The sequence below is a fragment of the Curtobacterium sp. ER1/6 genome (assembly GCF_001742745.1).
In the GTDB taxonomy this organism is placed as follows: domain Bacteria; phylum Actinomycetota; class Actinomycetes; order Actinomycetales; family Microbacteriaceae; genus Curtobacterium; species Curtobacterium citri.
Genome location: NZ_MJAK01000001.1, coordinates 412,092 through 434,333, shown reverse-complemented (window position 1 = coordinate 434,333; position 22,242 = coordinate 412,092). Strand labels below are relative to the sequence as shown.

Genomic DNA, 22,242 nt, shown 5'->3' with positions numbered 1-22,242 from the left:
CACAGCGCAGTCCGGATACCGTCGTACCGTGACCGCTGTCCCCGCCCTGCCACCGTCCGACGGCCGCCCGGACCTCCTGGTCCTCCGCGCCATCAAGCTCGGCGACGCGCTCGTCGCCGTCCCCGCGCTGCACGCGCTCCGCCGGGCCTTCCCCGGCCACCGCATCACGCTCGCGACGACCGCGTGGCTCGCCCCGGTCGTCGAGCTGCTGCCGGTGGACGTGCACCTCGCCCAGCACGGCCTCGACCACGCGATCGCCGCGCCGACCGGCGCGGTCGACGTCGCCGTGAACCTGCACGGTGCCGGGCCGGAGTCGTCGGACCTGATCGCCGCGCTCGGCGCGCGACGGGTGATCGGCCACGCCGACCCGACGCACGGCTACGAAGGACCGGAGTGGCCGGACGACGTGCACGAGCGCGAGCGCTGGGCCGACCTGGTCACCTGGCACGGCATCCCCGCCGACCCCGACGAGGTCGCCATCGCCCGCCCGCAGGCACCCTCGGTCGCGCCGGGTGCCGCGGTGGTGCACATCGGCGCCTTCCACGGGGCACGGCACTGGCCGACGGACCGCTTCGCCGACGTGGTGCGCGGGCTCCGGGAGCGCGGTCTCGACGTCGTCCTGACGGGAGGCGCGGACGACGTCGAGCGCGCCACCACCGTCGCGCAGGCGGCCGGGCTCGACCCCTCGGCGGTCCTCGCGGGGGCGCTCGAGCTGCAGGCCTTCGCCGGCGTGGTCGCCGGGGCGTCGCTCGTGGTCACGGTCGACACCGGAGCTGCGCACCTCGCGTCGGCCTACGGCATCCCGTCGGTCGTCGTGTTCGGACCCGCCCCGCCCGAGGCGTGGGGGCCTCCGGCCTCCGGCCCGCACGTCGTCCTCACGGACGCCTCGGTCCGCCGCGGCGACGTCTTCGCCGAGGACCCGGACCCAGCGCTCCTGGCGGTCGGGGTCGACGACGTGCTCGCCGCCGTCGACTCGCTGCCCGTCCGGGCACAACCGGTGTGAAGCGCTCGGGGGCGCACCGGTAGCGTCGCCGAGGAGCACACCAGCTCGAAGGACCACCGCTCGGAAGGAGCACCCGTGTTCGAAGCCGCCAACATCCGTGACTGGATCGGCCTGCCCGTCGTCGACGACACCGAGGACAAGATCGGCACGCTCGAGAGCATCTACTACGACACCGCGACCTCCGACCCGGCGTTCGGCGCCGTGACCACCGGACTGCCCGGGTTCCAGAAGCTGCTGTTCGTGCCGCTCGTCGGGGCGACGGTCGCGCCGAAGCACCTGCGCGCCGCGTTCTCGAAGAAGCTCGTGAAGGACTCGCCCACCATCCCGACCGACGGCGAGCTCGAGGCGTCGACCGAGCCGGTGCTGTACGAGCACTACGGGCTGCAGTACCAGACCGGCAGCGGGGGAGAGCGGCGCCTCGGTCGCCGCTGACGTGACGGCGGGTGCGGACGGGTAGTCTTGCCCGTCCGTCCGTCGTCCGTCGCCGTCCCTCGTCCACCTGGAGCACCCCCTGAAGCGCACCGCCCGCCCGAAGCGGCTCGTCGCCGCCGTGGCCGTGCTCGCCGTCGTGGCGGTGGCGGCGGTCCTGCCGTGGTCGCCCGGTGCCGGACCGGGTGAGCGGGCCGCTGCGGCCCCCATGTGGCCCGTCCCGGAGCCCTACCCGGTGACCGACGAGCCCGCGGAGACCCTCGCCGCGATCCCGCCGGGAAGCGAGTACGTCGCGCTCGGCGACTCGTACTCGGCCGGCTACGGCCTGCCGGACCCGACGCGGCTGCCGACGAACGCGTGCGGGCAGTCCGCGCGGGACTTCCCGCACCGGATCGCCGCGCGCTTCGGCCTCGCGCTGACCGACGTCAGCTGCGCCGGGGCCACCAGCCGCGACGTGGTCTCCGGCCACCAGTTCCGCGGGGTGCCGCCGCAGGTCCGTGCGCTCTCGGGGCGCACCCGGCTCGTCACCCTGACGATCGGGGGGAACGACGCCGACCTCTTCGGGACCGCCGCGTCGTGCCTGGCGCTCTCCGCGCGGGGACCGGTGTTCTCCGGCCGCGACGCCCCGTCCTGCCGGAGCACGCTGGTGCACGACGGCGTCGACGACCTCGAGGTCCGCATCCGTTCCCGCGTCGCGCTCGGCATCGCCGACACGCTCGCGGCCGTCCGCCGGGCGGCGCCGAACGCCGAGGTCGTGCTTGTCGGGTACCCGGCGATCTTCCCCGACGCCGACCACACGCCTGACCGCGGGTGCTTCCGGTCCGCGCTCGACCTCGGGTCACTCGCGGGTTCGTTCCCGCGCGACACCTACCCGTTCACCGACACCGACGTGCGCTACCTGCACGGGGTGCAGGAGGAGCTCGACGAGGTGTCCGCGGCGGCGGCACGGGCGGCCGGGGTGACCTTCCTCGACGTGTTCGCCCGGTCGCAGGCCCACTCGGCGTGCGCGACCACCCGCCCGTACGTCGCCGGTGTCTCGCTCGCCGGCACCGGTGACCTCAGCCGCATCGACCTCGAGCCCGGGGCGCTCCACCCCAACGACCGGGGCGTCGCATGGCTCACCGGACGGCTCGCGGCCGTGCTGCGGACCACCGCGGGCTGACCGGCACCGGCCCGCCGGCGCTCGGTACGCTCGACCCGTGGTCACCAGCGCCGGGCTCCTGCTGCACCGCGGGTCGCCGCACGACGGCGACCTGCAGGTGTTCCTCGCGCACATGGGCGGGCCGTTCTGGCGGCGCCGCCCGCGGGCGTGGTCGATCCCGAAGGGACTGCTCGAGGAGGGCGAGGACGCCCTCGCCGCGGCCCGCCGCGAGTTCGCCGAGGAGATCGGGGTCGCGGCTCCCGACGGGGAGGTCGTCGACCTCGGCGAGGTCCGCCAGGCGTCGGGCAAGCGGGTGCGGGTGTTCGCCCTGCCGGCCCAGGGGTTCGTCGTCGACGTGGTCCGGAGCAACACCGTGCGGCTCGAGCTGCCGCGCGGGTCCGGCCGCTTCGTCGAGGTGCCGGAGGTCGACGAGGCGCGGTGGGTCCCGGTCGACGAGGCGCGCGAGATGCTCGTGGCGGGGCAGGTGGTCGCACTCGACCGACTGGTGTCCGCCGTCACCGATCCGTGACCTGGGGACCGGCCCCCGTCCGCGGGACACGGATAGCCTGAGGAAGCGTCAAGGACAGGTGGCGCCGACACAGGGGAGCACACATGCGCGGATTGCGCACCATCACCGCCGGCGGCATCGCCGTCGTCCTCGGGGCCGGGCTGGCGGTGAGCGGCGTGACGAGCGCCTCCGCCGCGACCGCGGGGCACTGGGGCGTCTTCACCGTCGCCGGGTCCGCCCGCGCCTACAGCGGAGCCGTCGCGCTGCCGGGCTTCCCGGAGACCACGTTCACGTCGACCTCGCGTCAGACGCAGGTGGTCTCCGGCGCGTCGACCTGGCAGGGGCCCTCGACGCCGCCCGGAGCCGTGTACGGCAGCAGCCGGGGGAACTCGTACATCAACCAGCGACCCGACACGGACAACGCGACCAGCCCCGCCGTCACCACCTACACCTTCGCGGGTGGCACTCCGGGCGCCGGCGGGTGGTCGTTCGTGCTGGGCGACATCGACGCCGACCAGGCCACCATCACGGCGACGCTCGCGGACGGCACCCCCGCCTCGGTCGCGCAGCTGGGCTTCGCCGGAGCGTACAACTCGTGTACCGCGGGCTCGCCGGGCGGCTGGTCCTGCGACGCGGACGGCGACGGCACCACCGGGCGGGACGTCCCGACGTGGAACGCGACGACCGGCGTCCTCGTCGGCAACCCGACGGCGAGCGACACGGCCGGAGCCACCGCGTGGTTCACGCCGACCGCCTCGCTCGGTACCCTGACGATCACGTACCAGCAGCGGAGCGGGTTCCCCGTCTACCAGACCTGGTTCGCGAACCGCACCTCGTCCCTGTCCGGCGTCGCGACCCTCGACGGTGCGGCACTGCCCGGGACCCTGGTGACCGCGACCGCACCGAACGGCACCGAGTACACCACCACGACCGACGCCGACGGCGCGTACTCGTTCGACGCCCTGACGCAGGCCGACGGCTACCGGGTGTCGATCGCCACGCCCGGCAACGCGGCGGTCGACCGGGCACCGGCCGCCGTGTCCCTGCGCAGCGACGTCACCGGCGCCGACTTCGCCTTCAGCACGCCTCCCGGCACGGTCGGGGCCGACGGCACCGTGGTGGACGAGGACGGCCTCCCGGTCGCCGACGCCACCGTCACGGTGACCGACCCGGCGACGGGCACGGTCCTGGCCGAGGTGGTCAGCGACGGCGACGGCCGGTGGAGCGCCTCCGGCCTGCCCGCGGGGACGGCGATCAGCGCCACCACCGCCGGCGCGACGCCGGTGACCGCGACCACGGGCGCGGACGGGGCTCCGTCGGCGACCGTGCCGCCGATCGTCGTCCGGGCACCGCTGGGGACGGTGAGCGGTCGCGTGACGCTCGACGGCACGGCACCGACCTCGCCCGTGACGATCGAACTCGTGCAGGGCGACCAGGTCGTCGTGACGGTCGAGACCGCGGCGGACGGCTCGTACGACCTCCGCCTGCGTCCGGGGAGCTACACGGTCCGCACCGTCGCTCCGGTGACGGGGGCCACGGGACCGACCGAGGTCGCCGTCACGGTCCCGGCCGACGGCACGGTCACGGCGGACTTCCCCTTCGTCGCACCGGTCCCGCAGACCGTGTCGCAGACGGGGACGGTGACGTACACCGACGGCACGCCGGTCGCCGGGACGACCGTCACCGCCCGCCCGGTCGATGCGGGTGCCGGTGCCGACGTCCAGGGCAGCACGGGTGCCGACGGGTCGTTCGACCTCGTCGGGTTGACGCCCGCGACGCCCTACGTGCTGACGGTCGACGGAGCGGACCCCCAGACCGTCACCTCGGCCGGGCCCGGAGCCGCACCGACGCCGGTCGCGTTCGTCCTGCCGCTGCCGACCGTGGAGCAGCCCGGCACCGTGACGGACGCCGACGGCGCGGCCGTAGGCGGAGCCGAGGTCGTCGCGACGCCCGTCGACCCGGCCGACGGCAGCCCCGTCGGGGCCACGACGGACGCGGACGGCGCGTTCGACCTGACCGGCCTGCGCCCGAGCACCGCCTACTCGGTGGTCGCGACCGTCGAGGACCGCTCCAGCGAGCCCGTGGCCGTGACCACGGCCGCCGTCGGTGCGACCCCGACACCGCTGGCGATCGCGCTGCCCGCCGTGGCCGTACCGCCGACCACGCAGCTGACGCCCGCTCCGACCGCACCGGTCGGGCCGGGCACCGGGCCGACGACCGCGCCGGTCGGCATCGCGGGTGGCACCGGGACGGGCGGTGCGCTCGCGTTCACCGGTGCCGAGCTCACGCCGGGGCTGATCGCCGCGGGTGCGTTCGTCCTGCTGGGCGGCGGTCTGCTGACGTTCCGGGCCGTGCGCAACCGTCGCCGCACGACGCACCTGCAGGACTGACCCGGCGACGGGGGCGGGGCGGGTCGGCGCACTGCCGGCCCGCCCGTCCGCGTCGTGGCGGCACCGCGAGCCCGCGCCCCCGGACCGCACCCCACCGGGACCGCGCCGAGCCTCCCGGTCCGTGCCGTGACCAGGCGGGGCGCACCGCCGGAGCCGCCCCGAGCCTCCCGGCCGGCGTCACCTGGCCCGACAGGGCCCGCACGACCCGCCCGCCGCGCGCCGTCGAGGTCCCGGGACTCGCCGGCAGCGAAGCCCCGGGTCCCGAGGAGCCGGGTCGTCCGCGCCGAGGTCCCGGGATCGTGGAACCTCGACGACCGGCACCCGGGCGAGTCGACACCCGTCCGCCGCGCACCCGCACGCCCGCACGTCGCGCGCCGGACGTGCCTCAGCGCTGGCGACGCGTGCGCACCGACCCCGTGGACACGGCGACCGACCCGGTCAGCGTCTGGATCGCCCGGCTGACCACCGGCACCGAGGTGGTGACCACCGCGAGCGACGACGTGATCGCCTCGATCGACGACGTCGACAGGTGCTCCTGCGTGTGCGTGTGGACCGGGAAGCCGCGACGGGCCACGAGCACGACGCCGAGCGACCCCACGAGCACGACGGCGCCCGCGAACGGCAGGTACTGCAGCCCGACGACGCCGAGCGCCTGGCCGCCGATCGCCGCACCGCCGGCGATCCCGATGTTCGAGGCGCCGTTGACGAGCGCGCCGGCGATGTCGGGGGAGACGCCCCCGGTCCGGATGGCCGCCGCCATGAAGAGCGTCCCGGTCGTCCCGTTCGCGGCCATCCACACGCCGGCGACCGCCATGGTGCCGAGCAGGGAGCCGTGGACGAACGGCAGCACGGCGAAGGCCCCCGCCATCACGGCGACGGCGGCGACGAGCGTCTGCCGCGGTGCACGGTCGACGAAGACCCCGGCGAGCCAGAGCCCGACGACCCCGGTGCCACCGAGCACGAGGAGTGCGCCGCTGACCATGCCGGCGTCGAGCCCGGCGTCGATCGCGTAGGGGCCGATGTACGTGTAGACGACGTAGTGGCCGGCGAAGAGCAGCAGGTCGGCGACCACGACGGCCAGCAGGCCGGTGCGTGCCCACGCCCGCGGCGAACCGATGTGCGGCGACGCGCTCCCGCCGACGCTCGGCAGGAACGCCACGGCGACCACGGCGAGCGCCGCGGCGGCGAGTGCGACCCCACCGACGGCCGGCCGCCAACCGGTGCTCTGCGCGACCCAGGTCGCCAGGGGCACCCCGAGGACGAAGCCGAGCGAGCTGCCGGAGTAGACGAAGGCGATCGCCCGGCCGGCCAGCCGTGGCGGCACGATGCGGGTCGCGTAGGCCGACGCGACCGAGAAGAACAGCGCGTGTGCGACACCGCCGACGACGCGGCCGGCGCAGACGACTGCGAAGGTCGGGGCGAGCGCGACCATCACGTTCGACACCGCGTAGCCGACCAGGGTGGCGACGAGCACCGCCTTGCGGGGGAGCCGCGCGGTGAACGCGGTGAGCGGCAGCGCGAGGACCGCAACGGCCGCCGCGTACACGGTCACGACGACGCCCATGGTGGACTCGGAGACGCCGAGGTCACGGCTCATGGTGCCGAGCAGGCCGACGGGCATGAGCTCGGTCGTGATCGCGAAGAACGTCGCGAGACCGAGCACGGCGATGCCGACGACGGACCGGCTGGTGACGGTGATCGGCCTCGTGTGCGTCGACACGGCCGAGGTGGTGGTGTTGGTGGACACGCTGCTGACCTCCTCCGGGGGACACCGGAGCACGCAGCAGCTCACCGTCCTGACGGTGGGGGTGCGGGGCGCGCTCGCGGTTCGTCGTCCGGGTCGATCGACCCGGACGTGGTGTTGTGGGACGACTCCACGGCGAGTGCGCTCCTCCAGTGTTGCACGCTGCATCCGGATCGCGCGAGACCCCCGCGGAAAGTCACAGGAGCGCTCCAACGCACTACAGGAGCGGGCTTTCCCCGGTCAGTTCTCGTTCGTCACGGTGCCCTGGACGCCGCCGCCCCGCAGGGTGACGGTCAGTGTGCCGCTCATCGACTGCGCCGAGAGCGAGACGTTCCCGTGCAGGGCGTCCTCGCGCGGGTAGCAGGCGGTGGTCGACTCGAGGCGGTTCGCGGTCGCCACCAGGCAGATGGTCTCGCGGTCGGTGCCGACGCCGGCCCAGACGTTCCAGGGCGTCTCGAACGAGCTGCCGTCGAGCGCCCGGTTCGTGAACACGAGCCGCGTGCTCCGCAGGCTCACCGGCGCCTCGACCGGACCCGGCAGCTGGTCGGCGTACGTCTGCGGGATGTCGAGGAGCTCCTCGAGCGTGACCGTCCCGGCACTCGGCGTCGTGCTCGGCGCGGCGGCGGGCTGGTCGTGCGAGGTGCCGACGAGCGTCCCGGCGGCGAACGTCAGGCCGAGCACGGCCGCGGCGCCGAGTGCGATCCAGGCGCGCGGGCGCGCGGTCCAGAGCAGTGAGCGGGCTCGTGTCCGCCAGGTCGTCGGTCCGGCCGGGAGGCCCGCCCCGCCCCCGTCGTCCACCGCGCCCCCGTCGTTCCCCGGCTCGGTACCGGCGGTGTCGGTCCGTCCCGCCGGCTCGGCTCCCGTCGTCGTCCTTGCCGCGCCGCCGTCGGACCCCTGGTGCGTGCCGGGGTCGGGTCGGGTGTCGCGGTGCAGACGTGCGTCGGGCTCCGGCCGGCCGTCGCGGTCCGGTCGCATGTCCTGTCCTGGTCGCGCGTCGTGGTCCTGTCGCGCGTCGAGGTCCCGGAGCGCGGCCCGCGCCCGAGCGGCGGCCTCGGCCGACGACCCGGCACCCCACGCGAGCGCCTCGAGTCGTGCCCGTTCCGCGGTGACGTCGTCGTCTGCCATGCGCACTCCCGGTCCGGACGCACCGGACGTCGCCCATGTTCCCACCGAGGCGCAGCGCCGTCCGCCCCGGTGCGGGCTCCGGCCGGTCCGCGCACCCGCCCAGTTCGAGGGGGTAGACGGGACCCATGAGCCCCGACCGTGACCCCGCGTCCGCCACCGACGTGCCGACGACCCCGCCCACGACGGACCGGCACGGCGGGCCCGACGCCGAACGGCCCGACGAGGGACGGCCCGACGGGAAACGGCACGACGCCGTCCGGCACGACGCCGACCCGGAGACCCTCGAGGCGCTCAGCCACGACACCCAGTCCGGTGAGGCCGACTACGTCGCGACGAGCCCCGGGGGGAGCGGCACCGAGCGCCACGTGCCGACGCCCGACGAGGAGCAGGGCCGCGGGTCGGAGTACGACCCGGTCGACCAGGGCCCGCAGCAGGAGGGCCAGGGCGGCTAGGCCCCCTGGCGGCACCGACCGACCTCAGCGCACCAGTCGCCGCAGCACGGCCCGCTCGCCGAGCGTCCACACCGCACTCGTGACGACGTACAGCGTCGCGGCGAGCGGGACCACCGCGGCGAAGGCGACGGAGACGAACGGCACCCACCGCGCCACGGCCGCCGCGGTCCCGCCGCCGGGCGTCCCGGGTGCCGGTGCGTCCACGGGGTTCCATCGGGAACCGGCACGCCGCGACAGCTCGACGGTGACGGCGAGCACGCCGAGCAGCACGAGCACGACCCAGGCGTGCGTCCAGAGCGGCCCCGCCAGCACCGCGAGGAGCGTGTGTCCGAGCGGGATGCCGACGAGGGTGGCGTCGAGCAGGGTGTTCGCGACGCCTGCGACGGACGCGTGGGTGAAGAGCGTGTAGACGAGCGACAGGACCGGAGCCTGCGCGAGCACCGGCAGGCAGCCGGCGAGCGGCGAGACGTGCTCCGACGTGTACAGCCGCTGCAGCGCCTCCTGGAGTCGACGCGTGTCGCTGCCGTACCGACGGCGGAGTGCTGCGATCTGCGGCGCGAGGCGACGGCGGTCCCGTTCGGCCCGCACCTGCAGCACGGCGAGCGGGACGAGCGCCGTGCGGACGGCGAGCGTGACGAGGACGACCGCGAGTGCGGCCGCGGCGGCCCCCGCGACGGGCGCGAGCCCGTCGGTGAGGACGGTGAGCAGGTCGGCGCCGGCGTGCAGCAGGCTCCCGACGACGGGCAGGGTGGTGACGTCCATGACGATCCGTTCGGTGGAGGGGTACGCGATCACGTGACCTGGCCACCCGCGGGTGGTCAGGCCGGCGTCACCGCGCCCGGCGCTCGCGACCGCACGTGACCGTCGGCGTCCGGGTGCCGCCACCCGATCCGCGTCGGCCGTTCGACGGCCTCCCCCGTCCGGCCGTCGGCGGTCGGGTCGACGTCGAGCCCGAGCACCGTGGCGAGCACGCGGACGACGAGGACCGTCACGGCCACCGCCGCCAGGCCGAGGGCGGCGACGGCGAGCAGCGGCGCGGGGGAGGCCACCGAGGCGTCACCGAGCTGGAGCGCGGCGACGGCACGCAGCAGGAGCTCGACGACGGTCATGGTCGGTTCAGCGTAACGCCCGCGTGCCGCGACGGACCGTCGGGTGTGGACGGGCAGGATCACAGGCATGACCGCAGGATCGCCGAGCACCCCAGCGACCCTCGCCCTCGAGCGGGCGGGGATCCCGTTCACGCCGCACGTCTACGAGCACCACGAGACGGCGACGAACTTCGGCGAGGAAGCAGCCGCGGCGCTCGGCCTCCGCGAGGAGCAGGTCTTCAAGACCCTCGTGGTCTCGGTCGACGGGCAGCTCGCGGTCGCGGTCGTCCCCGTCGCGAACCGTCTCGACCTCAAGGCGATCGCCGCAGCCCTGGGCGGCAAGAAGGCGACGCTGGCGCAGCCGGCCCTCGCCGAGAAGCGGACCGGGTACGTCGTCGGCGGGATCAGTCCGGTCGGACAGAAGACCCCGCTCCGCACGGTCGTCGACGAGTCGGCGCTGACCTACCCGAGTATCTTCGTCTCGGGTGGCCGCCGCGGGTTCGACATCGAGGTCGCTCCGACCGACCTCGTCCGCGTCACCGACGCCTCGACCGCGGCCATCGCCCGGACCTGAACTGGGACCCGAGCGCGGACATGAGTCGAGCCGACGCAACTTCTTCCACCTCCCGGGAATGACCCGGAGCCCCCTGCGTTGCATTGAGTCGAAGGCACTCAAGTTCCCCAGGAGGTCCCGTTGCCAGAGACGTTCGGCCCGACCGGCAGCAGCGACGCGTTCGACGCGTTCCTCGCCCGCCTGCTCGCGGCACAGCAGTCCGGCGCCCAGCGGTCCGTACCGTTCGGGCGACCGGTCGACATCACGCGGCTGCTCAGCCGCCGCACGCACGACCTGCTCCAGCGCACCGCCGAGTACGCGGCGTCGCAGGGGCAGCGTGAGATCGACGCCCTGCACGTCCTGCACGTGCTCGTGGGCGGCGACCCCTTCGCCGCGGTGCTCCGCCACGCCGGCGTCGACCCCGAGCGCTTCGCCGCCGAGGTCGAGGAGCGCCTGCCCGCCCCGGCCGACGAACCCGTCGAGGGGCGCCCGACGCTGACCGGGACCGCGCAGCGGATCCTGCTCGAGGCGACCCAGGCCGCCAAGGGCTTCGGCAGCACCTACACCGACCCCGAGCACGTCTTCTTCGCGCTCGTCACCGACCAGGACACCGTCGCCGGGCAGCTGCTCGCGAGTGCCGGTGTCACCCCGCAGGCCGTGCAGGACTTTGCCCAGCAGGCCGCGGCAGCAGCACGAGAGGGGCGCCCGATGCCCGACACCACGACGACCGAGAGCGACACCCCGACGCTCGACCAGTTCGGCACCGACCTCACCGAGCGCGCCCGCGACGGCCGCATCGACCCGGTGATCGGCCGTGCCGACGAGATCGAGCAGACGGTCGAGATCCTGCTCCGTCGCACGAAGAACAACCCCGTCCTCATCGGTGAGCCCGGTGTCGGCAAGACCGCCATCGTCGAGGGCCTCGCGCAGCGCATCGCCGACGGCGACGTGCCCGTCCTCCTGCAGGGCAAGCGCGTGGTCGCCCTCGACCTGCCCGGCATGCTCGCCGGCACCCGCTACCGCGGTGACTTCGAGGAGCGCCTGACGAAGGCGATGGACGAGATCGCGGCACACGCCGACGAGCTCATCGTGTTCGTCGACGAGCTCCACACGGTCGTCGGTGCGGGCGGCGGCGAGGGCGGCTCGATGGACGCCGGCAACATCCTCAAGCCCCGGCTGGCCCGCGGCGACCTGCACCTGGTCGGCGCGACGACCCTCAACGAGTACCGGCGCATCGAGAAGGACGCCGCGCTCGAGCGTCGCTTCCAGCCGGTCACGGTGGGGGAGCCGGGCGTCGAGGACGCCGTCGCGATCCTCGGTGGACTCGCCCCTCGGTACGCCGAGCACCACGACGTCGAGTACACGCCCGAGGCCCTGCGCGCCGCGGTCGAGCTCTCGCACCGCTACGTCACGGACCGGCACCTGCCGGACAAGGCCATCGACCTCGTCGACCAGGCCGGCGCCCGTCGTCGCCTCGCCCTGTCGGGCGACGTCGACACCGAGGCGCTCCGCGGCCAGGTCGCCGAGCTGCAGGCCGACAAGGACCGCGCGGTGGCCGACGAGCGGTACGAGGAGGCGTCGCGCCTGCGCGACGAGATCGACGGCCTGGAGGCGCGGATCACCGCAGCCTCCTCGGGTGACGGGAGCAGCGCCTCCCGTCCGACCCCCGCCGACCGCACGATCACGGAGACCGACATCGCCGAGGTGGTGTCCCGCGCCACCGGCATCCCCGCGACGCGCCTGACGCAGGGCGACCGCTCCCGGCTCGCCTCCCTCGAGGACGAGCTCCACGAGCGCGTCGTCGGCCAGGACGACGCCGTGCGCGCCGTCGCGACCGCAGTCCGGCGCAGCCGGACCGGCATGGGCGACCCGCGTCGCCCGGTCGGCAGCTTCCTGTTCCTCGGCCCGACGGGCGTCGGCAAGACCGAGCTCGCGAAGGCCCTCGCCGGGTCGCTGTTCGGCGACGAGTCCGCCATGCTCCGCTTCGACATGAGCGAGTTCGGCGAGCGGCACACCGTGTCCCGCCTGGTCGGTGCCCCTCCCGGGTACGTCGGCTACGACGAGGCCGGGCAGCTCACCGAGCGCGTCCGTCGCAACCCGTACTCGGTGATCCTGCTCGACGAGGTCGAGAAGGCGCACCCCGACGTCTTCAACCTGCTGCTGCAGGTGCTCGACGACGGACGGCTCACCGACGGGCAGGGGCGCACGGTCGACTTCCGCAACACGGTCGTCATCATGACGTCGAACATCGGGTCGGAGTTCCTCGCGTCCCGCTTCGGGGCCCTCGGGTTCTCGGCATCGGCGGACGGCGGCTACTCCGAGGACGACCTGCGCGCCCGTGTCATGGGCCGGCTGCGCGAGTCGATGCGTCCGGAGTTCATCAACCGGATCGACGACATCGTGCTCTTCCGCAAGCTCGAGCGCGGACAGCTCCGGTCGATCGTCGACCTGCTGCTGCAGGACACCGCGCTCCGGCTCCTCGCGCAGGGCATGACCCTGTCGGTGTCGGACGCCGCGACCGACTGGCTCGCCGAGCACGGCTACGAGCCGGAGTACGGCGCCCGCCCGCTCCGGCGGCTGATCCAGCGCGAGGTCGACGACCGCATCGCGACCCTGGTGGTGGATGAGCAGGCGCACGACGGTGACACCGTCCGGATCGACGTCGAGGACGGCGGGCTCGTCGCCCGCGCGACCACCCCGGCAACGGTCTAGCCACGACCACGCGCAGCACGGCCCCGGTGCCCCAGCGGTACCGGGGCCGTGCTGCGTCCGCGTGTTCTGCGATGCAATTCCAGAAATGTGGGAAGAAAGGGTTGCGCTCGCATTCCCGACGCCGATAGTGTTCACGAGCATCACCGGCTGTACGAGACCGAGAGGGGGCCGACAATGATGATCACCGCGATGAACCCGTTCCGTGGAATCCGTGCGATCGGCGGCACCCCGCTCCGTTCGCACTGACGCGGGACGTCCCGCTCCAGCCGTCCTCCCTCGACCGACCGAGGTCGTCGCACCCGTGACGTGGTGCCGCTCCGGTCGTGCCCGCACAGCCCCGCTGTGACGGGCCGCACACACCGTGCCGTCCACGGTCGCCCGTCCTGCTGACGGCGGCCGTCCGGGCACGGTGCGCGTGCGCCGAGGTCGGACCGCGAGCGGCTGACGTCTCGCGCGACGACTCCACGCGGTGACCGCAACCGGTCACCGACAATGCAGCCGTGCGCATTCCTGCGCGCCCTGCGGTCATTCTCGCCCGCATTCTCCGGGCGTTCTCGCTGACCCGTTCCCGACGCATTCGTGCGCTCGGTGGCCGGGTTCTCCGTCATGCCCTCGGGCACCCACGAAAGGCACCACCGTGTCGAACGACACCGACGTCCGTCCCCCCGGCACCCGCGCGGTGCGCCGCCGGGTCACGCTCGCCGACCGCATCGCCCTCCGGATCGGCATGTCGCTGATCATCTGGAGTCGTCGGACGCACCACGTCCGCCCCTCGGTCGACCTCGCGACCCGACAGCGGCTCGAACGCGAGCGGTACGAGCGCGAGCTCGACTGGCTCACACGGGGCGCCGCGATGCGCCTCTGGCGCTGACGCGGCGCAGCGCCGAGCCCGCCCGCCGGCCCGCGACCGTCGCGCTGGTCGCGGTGATGATCGAACCACGGAACCGACGTCGAACCAGGTCACCCGCCTGGTTCGACGTCGTCTCCGTGGTTCGACGGTCGGGGCCGGCCACGCGGCGAGGGACCGACCACGCGCGGACCGGAGACGGTGCGCACGACGCACCCCTGCCTCCCGTACCGTTGTCCGGTGACCGAAACCGCAGCTGCACTCGTCGAACGCCTCACCGCCGTCGTCCCGGACTTCCCGAAGCCGGGCATCCTCTTCCGCGACGTGACGCCGGTCTTCTCGGACCCCGTGGCCTTCGGGCGCGTGTGCGAGGCCCTCGCGGCGCCGTTCGCGATCGGCGGCGGGTTCCAGGCCGTCGCCGGCATCGAGGCGCGCGGCTTCGCCCTCGCCGGCGGCATCGCCGCGCAGCACCAGGTCGGTGTGCTGACCGTCCGCAAGGCCGGCAAGCTCCCCGGCGAGGTCCTCAGCGAGCAGTACGCGCTCGAGTACGGCGAGGCCGAGCTCGAACTCCGACCGGGTCAGCTGCCGCAGGGCACGCGGGTGCTCGTCGTCGACGACGTCCTCGCGACCGGCGGCACCGCTGCCGCGACGGTGACCCTGCTCGAGCGCGCGGGGTACGAGGCGGTCGGCTTCGCGTCGCTGCTCGAGCTCGACGGGCTCGCCGGTCGGGAGCGCCTCGAGCCGCGCCTGCCCGTCACCACACTCGGCCGCGTCCCCGCCTGAGCGTCCGCCGCCGCGCACTAGTCTTGACCCACCCCTGAACCAACCGAGGAGCACCACGATCGTGACCGAGTCAGTCGCACCAGCGCCCGCAGACCTGCCCCAGGCACCCGAGCCCCGCACCGCGACGACGACCACGACGGGCACCGAGCTCTTCGACGGCGAGCGTGGCGTGGTCGCGATCCGCGTCAGCGGCGTCCTGAAGGACCTCGACGCGGCGGTGCAGGACGGCGAGACCGCCGAGGCGGTCACCCTGCAGGAGCAGGACGGCCTCGACATCCTCCGCCACTCGGCCGCGCACGTGCTCGCGCAGGCCGTGCAGCAGATCAACCCGGACGCCAAGCTCGGCATCGGGCCGCCCGTGACCGACGGCTTCTACTACGACTTCGACGTCACCGAGCCGTTCACGCCGGAGGACCTCAAGGCGATCGAGAAGGGCATGGACCGGATCATCCGGCAGGCCCAGCGCTTCCGACGCGTCGTCGTCACCGACGACGAGGCGCGCGAGCGGATGGCGGGGGAGCCCTTCAAGCAGGAGCTCATCGGCCTCAAGGGCGCCGCGGACGAGGGCGACTCCGGTGAGAGCGTCGAGGTCGGCGCCGGCGAGCTGACGGTCTACGAGAACGTCGACCCGAAGTCGGGCGAGATCGTCTGGCAGGACCTCTGCCGCGGCCCGCACGTCCCGCACACCCGGTGGATCGGCAACGCCTCGAAGCTCATGCGCGTCGCGGCGGCCTACTGGCGCGGCTCGGAGAAGAACCCGCAGCTGCAGCGCATCTACGGCACCGCGTGGCCGGACAAGGACCAGCTCAAGGCGTACCAGCTCCGTCTCGAAGAGGCTGCGAAGCGCGACCACCGCAAGCTCGGTGCCGAGCTCGACCTGTTCTCGTTCCCGGACGAGATCGGTTCGGGCCTGGCGATCTTCCACCCGAAGGGCGGCATCATCCGCCGCGAGATGGAGGACTACTCGCGCCGTCGGCACGAGCAGGAGGGCTACTCCTTCGTCTACACGCCGCACATCACCAAGGGCGACCTGTTCGAGCAGTCCGGTCACCTCGGCTGGTACAAGGACGGCATGTTCCCGGCCATGCACATGGACGAGGCCCGCGACGAGGACGGCAACGTCACCCGGCAGGGGGCGGACTACTACCTCAAGCCGATGAACTGCCCGATGCACATCCTGGCGTACCGCTCGCAGGCCCGGTCCTACCGCGACCTGCCGCTGCGGATGTTCGAGTTCGGCACGGTCTACCGCAACGAGAAGTCCGGCGTGATCCACGGCCTGACCCGCGTGCGCGGCATGACGCAGGACGACGCCCACATCTTCACCACGCAGGAGAAGATGAAGGAGGAGCTGACCACGACGCTCCAGTTCGTGCTGTCGCTGCTCCGCGACTACGGCCTCGACGACTTCTACCTCGAGCTCTCCACGAAGGACCCGGAGAAGTACGTCGGCGACGACGACGTGTGGGAGGTCGCGACGAACACCCTGCGCGAGGTCGCCGAGGAGTCCGGCCTCGAGCTCGTCCCGGACCCCGCGGGCGCAGCCTTCTACGGCCCGAAGATCTCGGTGCAGGCGCGGGACGCGATCGGCCGCACGTGGCAGATGTCGACCGTCCAGCTCGACTTCAACCTGCCGGAGCGCTTCGAGCTCGAGTACACGGCGCCGGACGGCTCCCGGCAGCGCCCGGTGATGATCCACCGTGCCCTGTTCGGCTCGATCGAGCGCTTCTTCGGCGTCCTCACCGAGCACTACGCGGGTGCGTTCCCGGCCTGGCTCTCCCCGGTGCAGGTCGTCGCGATCCCGGTCGCCGCCGAGTACGGCGACTACCTCGACGAGGTCGTCGCGAAGCTGCGTTCGCACGGCGTCCGCGCCGAGGTCGACCACTCGGACGACCGCATGCAGAAGAAGATCCGCACGCACACCAAGGCCAAGGTGCCGTTCCAGCTCATCGCGGGCGGGGACGACCGCGACGCCGGTGCGGTGTCGTTCCGCTTCCGCGACGGCCGCCAGGACAACGGCGTGCCGGTGGACGAGGCGGTCGACCGCATCCTCACCGCGATCCGCGACCGCGCGCAGGTCTGATGGACCAGGAACGGCCGGGAGGTCCGGAGCAGGTCCCGGGGACCGGTCACGTCGTCGACGTGGCCGGCCCCGATCCCGCCGACGAGCGGTTAGTGATCCGCGACGCCGCGACCGGCGCCGCCGTGCCCGACGCCTTCCAGCGCCTCTGGAACCCGCACCGGATGGCGTACATCGACGCCGGTCGGGAAGGAGTGGGGCGCGGGCACGACGACGACTGCCCGTTCTGCGCCGCACCGGGCATGTCCGACGAGGACGGCCTGATCGTCGCCCGCGGTGTGCACGCCTACGTGCTGCTCAACCTCTTCCCGTACAACAACGGGCACCTGCTCGTCTGCCCCTACCGGCACGTCCCGCTCTACGACGAGGCGACGCCGGAGGAGACCCGCGAGATGGCGGAACTGACGCAGACGGCGATGCGCGTCCTGCGGGCGGTGTCGCACTGCGACGGCTTCAACATCGGGATGAACCAGGGCGAGGTCGCCGGTGCCGGCGTGGCCGCGCACCTGCACCAGCACATCGTGCCGCGGTGGGCGTCGGACTCGAACTTCTTCCCGATCATCGCGCGGACGAAGTCGATGTCGCAGCTGCTCGGTGACACCCGTCGACTCGTCGCCGAGGGCTGGCCCGCCGCGGACTAGACTGTCGGCATCATGAGCGACAGCACCAGCACCCCGGGCACCAACGGCACCTCGATCACCGGCTCCGACCGCGTCAAGCGCGGCCTCGCGGAGATGCTCAAGGGTGGCGTCATCATGGACGTCATCGACGCCGAGCAGGCCCGCATCGCGGAAGAAGCGGGTGCGACCGCCGTCATGGCGCTCGAGCGCGTCCCCGCCGACATCCGCGCGCAGGGCGGTGTCGCCCGCATGTCCGACCCGTCGATGATCGAGGAGATCATCGCCGCCGTGTCGATCCCGGTCATGGCGAAGGCCCGCATCGGCCACTTCGTCGAGGCGCAGGTCCTGCAGGAGCTCGGTGTCGACTACATCGACGAGTCCGAGGTCCTCTCGCCGGCCGACTACGTGAACCACATCGACAAGTGGAACTTCACCACGCCGTTCGTCTGCGGTGCCACCAACCTGGGCGAGGCGCTCCGCCGCATCACCGAGGGCGCGGCCATGATCCGTTCCAAGGGCGAGGCCGGCACGGGTGACGTGTCCGAGGCCACGAAGCACATCCGCACCATCTCGAAGGAGATCGCGGCGCTGCGGTACCTCAAGGAGGACGAGCTCTACGTCGCGGCCAAGGAGCTCCAGGCCCCGTTCGACGTCGTCAAGGAGGTCGCGCAGACGGGCAAGCTCCCGGTCGTGCTCTTCACCGCCGGCGGTGTCGCCACCCCGGCCGACGCCGCGATGATGATGCAGCTCGGCGCGGACGGTGTGTTCGTCGGCTCCGGCATCTTCAAGTCGGGTGACCCGGCGAAGCGCGCCGCCGCGATCGTCAAGGCCGTCACCTTCCACGACGACCCGAAGGTCATCGCCGAGGTCTCCCGCGGGCTGGGCGAGGCGATGGTCGGCATCAACGTCGCCGACGTCCCCGCGCCGCACCGCCTCGCCGAGCGCGGCTGGTGAGCGCCCGGCCCCGCATCGGGGTCCTGGCGCTGCAGGGTGACTTCCGCGAGCACATCGCCTCGCTGACGGAGCTCGGCGCGGACGTCGTGCCGCTCCGGCGGCCGGAGGAGATCGCGGCGCTCGACGGCGTCGTCATCCCCGGCGGCGAGTCGAGCGTCATGGACAAGCTGTCGCGCGCCTTCGGCGTGGCCGGACCGCTGTCGGCGGCGATCCGCGGCGGACTCCCCACGTACGGCACGTGCGCGGGCATGATCATGCTGTCCTCGCGGATCGCCGCGGGCATCCCCGGGCAGCAGACGCTCGACGTCCTCGACACCACGGTGCGCCGGAACGCCTTCGGCAGCCAGAACGACTCGTTCGAGACCGACATCCCGATGCCGGCGCTCGGCGACGCGCCAGTGCACGCCGTGTTCATCCGCGCACCCGTGGTCGAGCAGCACGGCGACGGGGTGCAGGTGCTCGGCGCGTTGTCCGACGGCCAGGTGGTCGCGGTGCAGCAGGACAACGTCATCGCGAGTGCGTTCCACCCCGAGGTCGCCGGCGAGGACCGCTTCCACCGGCGCTTCCTCGACCTGGTCCGCTCCGCCTAGGTCCTCCCGACCCGCAACACGCAACGTCGGCGGTTCCCCGCAGCGGCATCACGCTGCGCGGTGCCGCCGACGTTGCGTTTCGCGGGAGGCAGCGGGGCGGAGGCGATCCGCGCCTCCCGGCCGGTAGACTGATCCGGATCTTCAGCGAGACCAAGGAGCACCGTGTCCGGGCATTCCAAGTGGGCAACGACCAAGCACAAGAAGGCGGTCATCGACCAGCGTCGTGCGAAGTCGTTCGCCAAGCTCATCAAGAACATCGAGGTGGCCGCCAAGATGGGCGGCGCCGACCTGTCGGGGAACCCGACCCTGGTCGACGCCGTGCAGAAGGCCAAGAAGACCTCGGTGCCGAACGACAACATCGACCGTGCCATCAAGCGCGGCGCCGGCCTGACCGGTGAGTCGATCGAGTACACGACGATCATGTACGAGGGCTACGGCCCGAACGGCGTCGCGATGCTCGTCGAGTGCCTCACCGACAACAAGAACCGCGCCGCGGCCGAGGTCCGGACGGCGATGTCCCGCAACGGCGGCACCATGGCCGATCCGGGCAGCGTCGCCTACAACTTCTCGCGCAAGGGCGTCATCTCGGTGACGAAGGTCGACGGGCTCGACGAGGACACCGTCATGACGGCCGTCCTCGACGCGGGTGTCGAGGACGTCGTCGACCAGGGCGGCGGCTTCGAGGTCATCACCGAGGCGAGCGACCTCGTCGCGGCCCGCACCGCGCTGCAGGACGCCGGCATCGACTACGACTCCGCCGACGCCGAGTTCGTGCCCGGCGTGAAGGTCCCGGTCGACGCGGACACCGCCCGCAAGGTCTTCAAGCTGATCGACGCGCTCGAGGACAGCGACGACGTGCAGAACGTCTACGCCAACTTCGACATCCCCGCGGACGTCCAGGCCGAGCTCGACGAGGACGAGGACTAGCCGGTGCTCCGGGTGCTCGGGGTCGACCCCGGGCTCACCCGGTGCGGCGTCGGCGTGGTCGAGGTCGCACCGAACCGGCGGGCCCGGCTGGTGCACGTCACGGTCGTGCGGACGCCGGCCGACATGGCGCTCGAGCAGCGCTTGCTCCGCATCGCGCAGGGCATCGAGGCCGAGATCGACGAGCACCGTCCGGACGCCGTCGCGGTCGAGCGGGTGTTCGCGCAGGCGAACGTCCGGACCGTGATGGGGACCGCACAGGCCTCCGGGCTCGCGCTGCACGCAGCAGCGGCCCGGGGCCTGCCCGTCGGTCTGCACACGCCGTCCGAGGTGAAGGCCGCCGTCACCGGCTACGGCAACGCGGACAAGCGGCAGGTGCAGACGATGATCGCGCGCGTGCTCGGTCTCGACGAGGCACCGAAGCCCGCCGACGCCGCGGACGCGCTCGCCCTGGCCGTTTGCCATGCCTGGAGGCTCGGATCACCCGACCGGGTCGGTCCCGGCCCGGCGACGCTCACCCCGGCGCAGCGTGCGTGGCGCGACGCGCAGGCAGGCACCGCCGACACGCCCCTCGCGCGCGCCGAGGCTGCGGCCGCGCGGCGGTCCGGCTTCGTCGGCGGGCGGCCCTAGGCTCGTGGGCATGATCGCGAGCCTCCGGGGAACCTGCATCGACGTCGCCGGATCGGCCGTCGTGATCGAGGTCGGGGGAGTGGGCTACGCCGTCACGGTCACGCCCGCGCACGCCCTCACCATTCGGCACGGCGCCGAGGTCTTCCTGCGCACGGCGATGATCGTGCGCGAGGACGAGCAGCAGCTGTTCGGCTTCGAGTCGACCGATGCGCTCCAGGTGTTCGACCTGCTCCGCAGCGTCTCCGGCGTCGGCCCGAAGTCCGCGCTCGGCGTCCTCGCCCACATGGACCCGGCGCAGGTCGCGAACGCCGTCGCGAGCGAGGATGACGCCGCGTTCCGCAAGGTCTCCGGCATCGGCCCGAAGACCGCGAAGCTCATCACGGTCGCGCTCTCCGGCAAGCTCGTCGCCTTCGAGCAGGCCGCCCTCCCCGCCGCTGCCGGCGCGGGCGCGGCCCACCCCGCGGCGGTCGACGTCGTCACCGCCCTCGTCGGGCTCGGCTGGCGCGAGGACGCGGCGCAGTCCGCCGTCGACGCCGTCGTCGCCGGTGACCCGGGTGCGGCTGCGATGGGGACCCAGGCCCTGCTCCGTGCGGCACTCGGGACCCTGCGTCCGGCCGGAGCCGGTCGGTGAGCGGCATCACGTCCGCGGGCGCCGAGTCGCAGGAGGAACTCGCCTTCGAGGGGGCGCTCCGCCCGAAGTCGCTCGACGAGTTCGTCGGGCAGCGGAAGGTCCGCGGGCAGCTCGACCTGCTCCTCCGGGCCGCCGCGCTGCAGGAGCGGACCCCGGACCACATCCTGATGGCCGGTCCGCCCGGGCTCGGCAAGACGACGCTCGCGATGATCGTCGCGCACGAGTCCGGCCGTCCGCTGCGCATGTCGAGCGGACCGGCGATCCAGCACGCCGGTGACCTCGCCGCGGTGCTCTCGTCGCTCGTCCCGGGCGAGGTCCTCTTCATCGACGAGATCCACCGCATGGCGCGTTCGGCGGAGGAGATGCTCTACCTCGCGATGGAGGACTTCCGCATCGACGTCATGGTCGGCAAGGGTGCCGGTGCGACGAGCATCCCGCTCGACCTCGCACCGTTCACCCTCGTCGGCGCGACCACCCGTGCCGGCCTCCTGCCGAACCCGCTCCGCGACCGCTTCGGGTTCACCGCCCACCTGGAGTTCTACGAGAAGGACGAACTCGAGCAGGTCCTCATCCGAGCGGCCCACCTGCTCGAGCTCGCGATCGACCGCTCCGCGCTCCGGGAGATCGCGGGTCGTTCACGCGGGACACCCCGCATCGCGAACCGCCTGCTGCGACGGGTGCGTGACTTCGCGCTCGTGCACCGCACGACGGACGGCATGGCGGCCGTGCAGGGCGCGCTCGACCTCTACGACGTCGACGACCTCGGCCTCGACCGCCTCGACCGCGCCGTCGTGGAGACCATGCTGACGCGCTTCGACGGCGGACCGGTCGGGCTGAACACCCTCGCGGTGTCCGTCGGCGAGGAGTCCGAGACGATCGAGTCGGTCGTCGAGCCGTTCCTCGTGCGCGTCGGCCTCGTCACCCGGACACCGCGCGGCCGGATCGCCGCACCGCAGGCGTGGCGGCACTTCGGCATGACCCCGGGGGACGGCACCGCCGGACAGCCCGGCCTGTTCGACGAGTGACCGACCGTACGGT

General features: G+C 73.3%; 22 protein-coding genes. 18 read left to right on the top strand and 4 right to left on the bottom strand.

Going from position 1 to position 22,242, the window contains the following annotated elements; genetic code table 11:
• Positions 1-28 precede the first annotated feature (28 nt).
• The 5 genes from Cus16_RS01970 (at position 29) to Cus16_RS01950 (ending at position 5,471) form a co-directional block, all read left to right on the top strand.
• Positions 29-1,003 carry a glycosyltransferase family 9 protein gene (locus tag Cus16_RS01970; protein WP_069710921.1) on the top strand — a complete coding sequence of 325 codons (975 nt, stop codon included), beginning with the start codon at positions 29-31 and terminating at the stop codon, positions 1,001-1,003.
• 75 nt (positions 1,004-1,078) lie between these two features.
• Entirely contained in the window at positions 1,079-1,435 is a 357-nt protein-coding gene (locus Cus16_RS01965) for a PRC-barrel domain-containing protein (protein ID WP_069710920.1), read from the top strand.
• A 118-nt stretch (positions 1,436-1,553) separates the two neighbouring features.
• Positions 1,554-2,594, top strand: coding sequence for an SGNH/GDSL hydrolase family protein (locus Cus16_RS01960; protein WP_069710919.1), 1,041 nt, complete (start codon positions 1,554-1,556; stop codon positions 2,592-2,594).
• A gap of 37 nt (positions 2,595-2,631) precedes the next feature.
• Positions 2,632-3,102, top strand: coding sequence for an NUDIX domain-containing protein (locus tag Cus16_RS01955; RefSeq protein WP_069710918.1), 471 nt, complete (start codon positions 2,632-2,634; stop codon positions 3,100-3,102).
• An 83-nt stretch (positions 3,103-3,185) separates the two neighbouring features.
• Positions 3,186-5,471 carry a beta strand repeat-containing protein gene (locus tag Cus16_RS01950; protein WP_083263621.1) on the top strand — a complete coding sequence of 762 codons (2,286 nt, stop codon included), beginning with the start codon at positions 3,186-3,188 and terminating at the stop codon, positions 5,469-5,471.
• A 385-nt stretch (positions 5,472-5,856) separates the two neighbouring features.
• On the opposite strand, the gene Cus16_RS01945 is transcribed toward Cus16_RS01950, so the two are convergent.
• Together Cus16_RS01945 and Cus16_RS01940 are read right to left on the bottom strand one after the other, a co-directional pair.
• Positions 5,857-7,218 carry an MFS transporter gene (locus tag Cus16_RS01945; protein ID WP_069710916.1) on the bottom strand — a complete coding sequence of 454 codons (1,362 nt, stop codon included), beginning with the start codon at positions 7,216-7,218 and terminating at the stop codon, positions 5,857-5,859.
• A 237-nt stretch (positions 7,219-7,455) separates the two neighbouring features.
• On the bottom strand, positions 7,456-8,340 hold the full coding sequence (locus Cus16_RS01940) for a hypothetical protein (protein WP_069710915.1): 885 nt from the start codon (positions 8,338-8,340) through the stop codon (positions 7,456-7,458).
• A gap of 125 nt (positions 8,341-8,465) precedes the next feature.
• Here Cus16_RS01940 and Cus16_RS01935 point away from each other — a divergent pair, with 125 nt between their 5' ends.
• Entirely contained in the window at positions 8,466-8,792 is a 327-nt protein-coding gene (locus Cus16_RS01935) for a hypothetical protein (protein ID WP_069710914.1), read from the top strand.
• Positions 8,793-8,816: 24 nt separating this feature from the next.
• Here Cus16_RS01935 and Cus16_RS01930 read toward each other — a convergent pair whose 3' ends face one another.
• Positions 8,817-9,554, bottom strand: a complete 738-nt coding sequence (locus Cus16_RS01930) for a YidC/Oxa1 family membrane protein insertase (protein WP_069711388.1) — start codon at positions 9,552-9,554, stop codon at positions 8,817-8,819.
• Positions 9,555-9,610: 56 nt separating this feature from the next.
• Positions 9,611-9,901 (bottom strand): DUF6412 domain-containing protein, encoded by a 291-nt coding sequence (locus Cus16_RS01925; protein ID WP_069711387.1) that lies wholly within the window; start codon positions 9,899-9,901, stop codon positions 9,611-9,613.
• Positions 9,902-9,968: 67 nt separating this feature from the next.
• Here Cus16_RS01925 and ybaK point away from each other — a divergent pair, with 67 nt between their 5' ends.
• The 12 genes from ybaK to ruvB all read left to right on the top strand — a co-directional run bounded on the left by ybaK (position 9,969) and on the right by ruvB (position 22,229).
• Positions 9,969-10,454: a Cys-tRNA(Pro) deacylase gene (ybaK, locus tag Cus16_RS01920; protein WP_069710913.1), complete on the top strand. Its 486-nt coding sequence runs from the start codon at positions 9,969-9,971 to the stop codon at positions 10,452-10,454.
• Positions 10,455-10,574: 120 nt separating this feature from the next.
• Positions 10,575-13,145 (top strand): ATP-dependent Clp protease ATP-binding subunit, encoded by a 2,571-nt coding sequence (locus Cus16_RS01915; protein ID WP_069710912.1) that lies wholly within the window; start codon positions 10,575-10,577, stop codon positions 13,143-13,145.
• A gap of 637 nt (positions 13,146-13,782) precedes the next feature.
• Complete coding sequence (locus Cus16_RS01910) at positions 13,783-14,016, top strand: hypothetical protein (protein WP_069710911.1); 234 nt, start codon at positions 13,783-13,785, stop codon at positions 14,014-14,016.
• A 216-nt stretch (positions 14,017-14,232) separates the two neighbouring features.
• Entirely contained in the window at positions 14,233-14,775 is a 543-nt protein-coding gene (locus tag Cus16_RS01905) for an adenine phosphoribosyltransferase (RefSeq protein ID WP_069710910.1), read from the top strand.
• A gap of 61 nt (positions 14,776-14,836) precedes the next feature.
• On the top strand, positions 14,837-16,858 hold the full coding sequence (gene thrS / locus Cus16_RS01900; protein ID WP_411266593.1) for a threonine--tRNA ligase: 2,022 nt from the start codon (positions 14,837-14,839) through the stop codon (positions 16,856-16,858).
• Positions 16,858-17,496 carry an HIT family protein gene (locus Cus16_RS01895; protein ID WP_083263618.1) on the top strand — a complete coding sequence of 213 codons (639 nt, stop codon included), beginning with the start codon at positions 16,858-16,860 and terminating at the stop codon, positions 17,494-17,496. Before thrS ends, Cus16_RS01895 begins: the two co-directional genes overlap by 1 nt.
• 12 nt (positions 17,497-17,508) lie before the next feature.
• Entirely contained in the window at positions 17,509-18,429 is a 921-nt protein-coding gene (gene pdxS / locus Cus16_RS01890) for a pyridoxal 5'-phosphate synthase lyase subunit PdxS (RefSeq protein ID WP_069710909.1), read from the top strand.
• Positions 18,423-19,019 (top strand): pyridoxal 5'-phosphate synthase glutaminase subunit PdxT, encoded by a 597-nt coding sequence (gene pdxT / locus Cus16_RS01885; protein ID WP_069710908.1) that lies wholly within the window; start codon positions 18,423-18,425, stop codon positions 19,017-19,019. The genes pdxS and pdxT overlap by 7 nt, the downstream gene beginning before the upstream one ends.
• Before the next feature lie 162 nt (positions 19,020-19,181).
• Positions 19,182-19,946: a YebC/PmpR family DNA-binding transcriptional regulator gene (locus Cus16_RS01880; RefSeq protein WP_069710907.1), complete on the top strand. Its 765-nt coding sequence runs from the start codon at positions 19,182-19,184 to the stop codon at positions 19,944-19,946.
• Between the two features lie 3 nt (positions 19,947-19,949).
• Complete coding sequence (ruvC, locus tag Cus16_RS01875; protein WP_069710906.1) at positions 19,950-20,573, top strand: crossover junction endodeoxyribonuclease RuvC; 624 nt, start codon at positions 19,950-19,952, stop codon at positions 20,571-20,573.
• A 10-nt stretch (positions 20,574-20,583) separates the two neighbouring features.
• On the top strand, positions 20,584-21,204 hold the full coding sequence (ruvA, locus tag Cus16_RS01870; RefSeq protein ID WP_069710905.1) for a Holliday junction branch migration protein RuvA: 621 nt from the start codon (positions 20,584-20,586) through the stop codon (positions 21,202-21,204).
• Positions 21,201-22,229, top strand: coding sequence for a Holliday junction branch migration DNA helicase RuvB (gene ruvB / locus Cus16_RS01865; protein WP_069710904.1), 1,029 nt, complete (start codon positions 21,201-21,203; stop codon positions 22,227-22,229). The genes ruvA and ruvB overlap by 4 nt, the downstream gene beginning before the upstream one ends.
• Positions 22,230-22,242: the final 13 nt, after the last annotated feature.

What these genes read in the sequence shown, in the direction of transcription:
- Cus16_RS01950 (WP_083263621.1), top strand. Translation starts at nt 3,186, where the DNA reads ATGCGCGGATTGCGCACCATCACCGCCGGCGGCATCGCCGTCGTCCTC.
- Cus16_RS01940 (WP_069710915.1), bottom strand. Translation starts at nt 8,340, where the DNA reads ATGGCAGACGACGACGTCACCGCGGAACGGGCACGACTCGAGGCGCTC.
- Cus16_RS01935 (WP_069710914.1), top strand. Translation starts at nt 8,466, where the DNA reads ATGAGCCCCGACCGTGACCCCGCGTCCGCCACCGACGTGCCGACGACC.
- Cus16_RS01930 (WP_069711388.1), bottom strand. Translation starts at nt 9,554, where the DNA reads ATGGACGTCACCACCCTGCCCGTCGTCGGGAGCCTGCTGCACGCCGGC.
- Cus16_RS01925 (WP_069711387.1), bottom strand. Translation starts at nt 9,901, where the DNA reads ATGACCGTCGTCGAGCTCCTGCTGCGTGCCGTCGCCGCGCTCCAGCTC.
- ybaK (WP_069710913.1), top strand. Translation starts at nt 9,969, where the DNA reads ATGACCGCAGGATCGCCGAGCACCCCAGCGACCCTCGCCCTCGAGCGG.
- Cus16_RS01895 (WP_083263618.1), top strand. Translation starts at nt 16,858, where the DNA reads ATGGACCAGGAACGGCCGGGAGGTCCGGAGCAGGTCCCGGGGACCGGT.
- pdxS (WP_069710909.1), top strand. Translation starts at nt 17,509, where the DNA reads ATGAGCGACAGCACCAGCACCCCGGGCACCAACGGCACCTCGATCACC.
- ruvA (WP_069710905.1), top strand. Translation starts at nt 20,584, where the DNA reads ATGATCGCGAGCCTCCGGGGAACCTGCATCGACGTCGCCGGATCGGCC.